2 protein-coding genes are annotated in these 3,350 nt (G+C 71.0%); one reads left to right on the top strand and one right to left on the bottom strand.

Annotated elements, in window-relative coordinates; genetic code table 11:
* Positions 1–181: 181 nt before the first annotated feature.
* Positions 182–1,462, bottom strand: a complete 1,281-nt coding sequence (locus tag M0P34_RS14490) for an adenylosuccinate synthase (protein WP_291500384.1) — start codon at positions 1,460–1,462, stop codon at positions 182–184.
* Between the two features lie 178 nt (positions 1,463–1,640).
* On the opposite strand from M0P34_RS14490, the gene M0P34_RS14485 reads away from it, so the two are divergent.
* Complete coding sequence (locus M0P34_RS14485; protein ID WP_291500382.1) at positions 1,641–3,146, top strand: transglycosylase SLT domain-containing protein; 1,506 nt, start codon at positions 1,641–1,643, stop codon at positions 3,144–3,146.
* The last annotated feature ends 204 nt before the right edge of the window (positions 3,147–3,350 follow it).

Below are 3,350 nucleotides of genomic sequence, written 5' to 3'. Positions count from 1 at the left end.
CTCCGGTGACCAGGCAGGGCGGCCGTCCTGTGGGGCCGTTGGTCGGCATGTCGGTTCTCCACGGTTCCGGTTCCAGGGATCACGCGGATGAAGCAAAACCCGTTCCAGCCCGCCCGAACGACGTGCGGCGGACCGGCACCGCCGATCCGCCGCACAGGAAAAAGGCCCGGACAAAGGCGCCTCAGCGCGCCAGCGTCTGCCTGCGGTCGGGCCCCACGGAAACCAACGAGCAGCGCACGCCGAGCACCGCCTCGATGCGCTCCACATAGCGGCGGCAGTTTTCCGGCAGTTCGGCGAAGCTCCGGCAGCCGCTGATGTCCTCGCTCCAGCCGGGCACGGTCTCGTACACCGGCTCCACCAGGGCCAGGGAGTTCTCCTCCAGCGGCGGATATCCGCGCAGCTCGCCCTTGTAGCGGTAGGCCGTGCAGAGCTTCAGCTCCGCCAGCCCGCCCAGCACGTCGAGCTTGGTCAGGGCGATGTCCGTGGGGCCGTTCAGGCGCACGGACTCGCGCAACAGGGCCAGATCCAGCCAGCCGCAGCGGCGCTTGCGCCCGGTGGTGGCGCCGAATTCGGCGCCGACGCGCTGCATGTGCTCCCCGGCGGCGTCGTCCAGCTCGGTGGGGAAGGGCCCGGAGCCCACCCGCGTGGTGTAGGCCTTGACCACGGCCACAACGCGCTCCAGGGCGCCCGGCCCGCAGCCGCTGCCGCCCGCCGCGTTGCCCGAAACCGTGTTGGACGAGGTCACGAAGGGATAGGTGCCGTGGTCGATGTCCAGGTGCGTGCCCTGGGCGCCCTCGAACAGGACGCTGCGCCCGGCGGCCATAGCCTCGCCGACGATCCCGGCCACGTCGCCCACATACGGCGTCATGCGCTCGGCCACGGGCAGCATCTCGCGGAACACGGCCTCGGCGTCCAGGGCGGGCTGGCCGTACAGCCCCGACAGCAGGGCGTTCTTCTCCACCAGCGCCCGGACGATCTTGGCCCGCAGCAGCTCGGGGGCGGCCAGGTCCGCGGCGCGGATGCCGATGCGGGCCATCTTGTCCTCGTAGCAGGGGCCGATGCCGCGCCCGGTGGTGCCGATCTTGTCGCCGCTGGACTTGTGGGCCTCGCGGGCCGCGTCCAGCAGGCGGTGGTACGGCATGATGACATGCGTCTTGGCGCTGACCAGCAGCCGCCCCGGGCTCACGTCCACGCCCCGGGCGGCCAGCTTGTCCACCTCCTGGAGGAAGACCACCGGGTCCAGGACCACGCCGTTGCCCACCAGGCAGCGCTTGGAACCGTGCAGGATTCCCGAAGGGATCAGGTGCAGGATGACCTGCTCACCGTCCACGACGAGGGTATGCCCGGCGTTGTTGCCGCCTTGAAAACGGACAATGATCTCGGCATCCTCGGTGAGGATGTCCACGATCTTGCCCTTGCCCTCATCGCCCCATTGGGCACCCATGACGACGGTGTTTGACATTTCGCTCTCCTTCTGTCAGAATCGCTTTCCCCGTTTGCCCGCCCATGTGCAGAGCGCGGCAAAAGGCATCCTTGTCTAAATAACGCTTCCGGCAAAGTCAACAGTCTTTCATCACTGCAAAAGACAGCGCCGGAACCGTGTGGCAGGCTTCTTGCTTCGCCTGCCGTTCAAAACGATCATGCAAGTCAATATACCGACACGCCCCCGGGCCGGAGAACTGGTGCTCCTGGCCATGGCGCTGCTGCTGCTGGTGGAGATGGCCTACGCCATGCACTGGCGCGAGTCCGGCTACCGGGCCCGCGCGGTGTTGCGCGTGGCCGTCCCCGGCCACGAATGGATGCAGGGCGCGCCCGCCCACCTGGGCCGGGGCTTCGAACAGGAACTGCTCGACGCCTACTGCCGCGAAAACGGCCTGGCCTGGAAGCGCCTGACCCCCAGGACCTGGGGCGAGGCGTGGGGCATGCTCGAAAGCGGCCAGGCCGACGTGGTCATCGGCCTGGGCTCCACCCCCCCGGCCAACCTCGGGGGCTGCGTGGTTCCGGGCCCGGCCTACGCCAGCTTCAACCCCGTCATCATCCACAACGACCGGCGCTTCGGCGTACGGACCGACTGCGAGCTGTGCGAACAGCCCATCCTGGTCAACGCCAACGCCGGGCTGCGCGCCGCCCTCAAGGACCAGGGCCGCGAGCTGGACTGCTCGCCCAGCGCCGTGGTGGGCAACGGGCTGGACATCGTGCCCCTGCTGAACATCCTGGACGACAACCAGGCGCGCTTCGCCCTGGTGGACGAGGGCCGCTTCCGGCTGTGGCAGCCCTTCTACCACCGCATCCGTACCTCGCGGACCCTGCCCGCGTCCATCCATTACCGCTGGTACTGGCGGGCCGAGGACCGGCCCCTGGCCGAATCCCTGACCGCCTTCTGGGCGCGCATGGACAAGAGCCCCGCCCTGGCCGACCTTTACGACCGCTATTTCGGCTTCCTGCCCGAGGAGGCCGACACCTTCGAGCTGGCGCACCTGCTGCGCACCGTGGGCACCCGCCTGCCGCACTACGGCGCGACCATCGCCCGGGCCGCCCAGTCCAGCGGCATCGACCCCCTGCTGCTGGTGGCCGTGCTCTACCAGGAGTCGCGCTTCGACCCCGGGGCGGTATCCAAGACCGGCGTGCGCGGGCTGATGCAGATCACCGCCGACACCGCGCGGCTGCTGGGCGTGGACCGCAACGACCCGCACCAGAGCATCCTGGGCGGCGCGCGCTACCTGCGCATGCTCCACGACGCCCAGGACCCGGCCCTGGACGACGACACCCGCTGGCTCTTCGCCCTGGCGGCCTACAACCAGGGCCCCGGGCACCTGAACGACGCCGTGGCCCTGGCCCGGCGCCTGGGCGGCTCGGGAATGTCCTGGCGCGAGCTCAAGGACGTTTTCCCAAAGCTGGCCTGGGAACGCTGGTACAAGGACACCAGGCACGGCTACACCCGCGGCTTCGAGGCCGTGGCCTATGTGGAGAACATCCGCTACTACCACTATGTCCTGCGCGGGCTGCGCGAGCTGCGGCGCCCCGAGGCCCAGATGCTGGCCACGGCGTACGTCGGCCCCGAGGGCGAGGCCGCCCGGGCGCGGCTGGCCGCGGCGCCCCCCGCCGCGCCCGGCCCAGCGGGGGCCGACGTGGCCGACGCCCAGTAGCCCCCTCCCGTCCCGCCGGACGCCGACGGCCCCCTTCCCGTGCGGGAAGGGGGCCGTCGGCGTCCGGCGGGACGGGAGGGGGCTACTGGGCGTCGGCCACGTCGGCCCCCGCGGGGCCGGGCGCGGCGGGGGGCGCCGCGGCCAGCCGCGCCCGGGCGGCCTCGCCCTCGGGGCCGGCGTACGCCGTGGCCAGCATCTGGGCCT

Source organism: Desulfocurvus sp. (assembly GCF_023230885.1).
Classification (GTDB): Bacteria; Desulfobacterota; Desulfovibrionia; order Desulfovibrionales; family Desulfovibrionaceae; genus Desulfocurvus.
Note: the sequence above shows the minus strand (reverse complement) of the source record. Positions and strands in the feature narration are given on the sequence as shown.

What these genes read in the sequence shown, in the direction of transcription:
- M0P34_RS14490 (WP_291500384.1), bottom strand. Translation starts at nt 1,462, where the DNA reads ATGTCAAACACCGTCGTCATGGGTGCCCAATGGGGCGATGAGGGCAAG.
- M0P34_RS14485 (WP_291500382.1), top strand. Translation starts at nt 1,641, where the DNA reads ATGCAAGTCAATATACCGACACGCCCCCGGGCCGGAGAACTGGTGCTC.